Annotated in this window: 1 protein-coding gene; it reads right to left on the bottom strand. The window is 64.0% G+C overall.

The features are described from left to right. Positions 1-180: 180 nt before the first annotated feature. Positions 181-1,416, bottom strand: coding sequence for an IS256 family transposase (locus C5E41_RS32915; RefSeq protein ID WP_104379553.1), 1,236 nt, complete (start codon positions 1,414-1,416; stop codon positions 181-183). Positions 1,417-1,812 lie beyond the last annotated feature (396 nt).

The following is a 1,812-nucleotide window of genomic DNA, read 5'->3' as shown; positions in this document are numbered from 1 at the left end:
CCACGTCGTGGCCTCTTCGCCGCAGATAGCGGGTCATTTTCCGCCGCCCGTACACTTCCTCCGGCTGTCCGGCTAGATCACGTAATGCGTTCTCCACGTGGGCATCTGCGACATCGCGGGCCGACGGGGTCAAGTCCAAACGGGTGGTGTATCGGGTGATTGCCGCGTGATCCTGTTCGATCAGGCGGTCAGTGCAGGGGTGGGGTCCTCCTGTTCGTCGGTGGGGTCGGTGACGCCGCGGGAGCGAGCCAGCACGTCCAGGCCGAGGTAGCGGCGGCCTTCAATCCATTCGTCGTGCTGCTCGGCCAGGACGGCGCCGACGAGCCGGATGATGGCTTGGCGGTCGGGGAAGATGCCGACAACGTCTGTGCGCCTGCGGATTTCCTTGTTCAACCGTTCCTGGGGATTGTTGGACCAGATCTGACGCCAGATCTGTTTGGGGAACGCGGTGAACGACAGCAGGTCCGCGCGGGCGGCATCGAGGTGAGCGGCCACTTTCGGCAGTTTCTCGGTCAGTGCGTCGAGCATCCGATCATATTGGGCAGCAACCGATTCGGTGTCTGCTTGGTCGAACACCGAGTGCAGCAGAGTGCGGACCCACGGCCATGATGATTTCGGGGTGATCGACATCAAGTTGACCGTGTAGTGGGTTCGGCACCGCTGCCAGGCCGCGCCGGGCAGAGTAGCTCCGATTGCGGCGACCAGTCCGGCGTGGGCGTCCGAAGTAACCAGGTTGACACCGGACAGGCCGCGGGCGACCAGGTCGCGGAAGAATGCCAGCCAGCCGGCTCCGTCCTCGCCGCTGGTGACCTGGATGCCCAGGATTTCACGGTAGCCATCAGCGTTGACACCGGTCGCGACCAGGGCATGCACGTTCACCACGCGCCCGTTCTCGCGGACCTTCAACACCAGCGCGTCGGCAGCCACGAACGTGTACGGGCCTTGATCGAGGGGGCGGGTGCGGAACGCCTCGACCTGAGCGTCGAGCTCGGCCGCCATGACCGACACCTGGGACTTGGAAAGCTTTGTCACACCCAGGGATTCGACGAGCTTCTCCATCCGGCGAGTCGACACCCCGAGCAGGTAGCAGGTCGCCACCACCGAGGTCAGGGCCCGTTCGGCGCGTTTGCGGCGCTCGAGCAGCCAATCCGGGAAATACGAGCCCGAACGCAGTTTCGGAATCGCCACATCGATGGTGCCAACACGAGTGTCGAAGTCGCGGTGGCGGTACCCGTTTCGGGAGTTCACCCGCTCGTCGGAGCGTTCGCCGTAGCCGGCGCCACACACCGTGTCGGCTTCGGCGCTCATCATGGCCTGAATGAACGTGGACATCATGTTGCGCAGCAGATCCGGGCTCGCGACGGCGAGTTGCTCGGACAGCATTGCGGACGGGTCGATAGGCTGGACAGAGGTCATCGCGTGAAACTTTCTTCCTTCAAGTGACTTGGCGGTCTTTTGAAGGATCACGCGGTGACCACCCTCTACTCGGCTACGACACGCCCAGACTTCGCTGAGGGCCCGTCGTACACCATCCTGCTGGACTCAACCGCCGACGGTGGCCGGCGGCGGGCTTTGCGGTAGGTCCGTGGCGCGATCTGGATTCCGTGCGCGGACAGCGCACGGCAGATCGACTCGACACCGTAGACCTGGCGGTATTCGTCGATGAACCCGACGATCAGTGGTGTTGGCCGGTCCCCGATAACGGGACCACCCGGGTTTTGAGTCCGGGTTGTTTTCGATCCAGTTTCAGTTGATGGTGCAGGCCACGGGGTGGTGGGTGTGGCCGCAGCGGACAGCGTACTCGGTCGGCGT

It is taken from the genome of Nocardia nova (assembly GCF_002933465.1).
Classification (GTDB): Bacteria; Actinomycetota; Actinomycetes; order Mycobacteriales; family Mycobacteriaceae; genus Nocardia; species Nocardia nova_B.
This window is presented reverse-complemented; position numbering and strand designations above follow the sequence as displayed.

Bases quoted from the DNA above. Each gene is read 5' to 3' on its own strand.
- C5E41_RS32915 (WP_104379553.1), bottom strand. From the start codon at position 1,416: ATGACCTCTGTCCAGCCTATCGACCCGTCCGCAATGCTGTCCGAGCAA.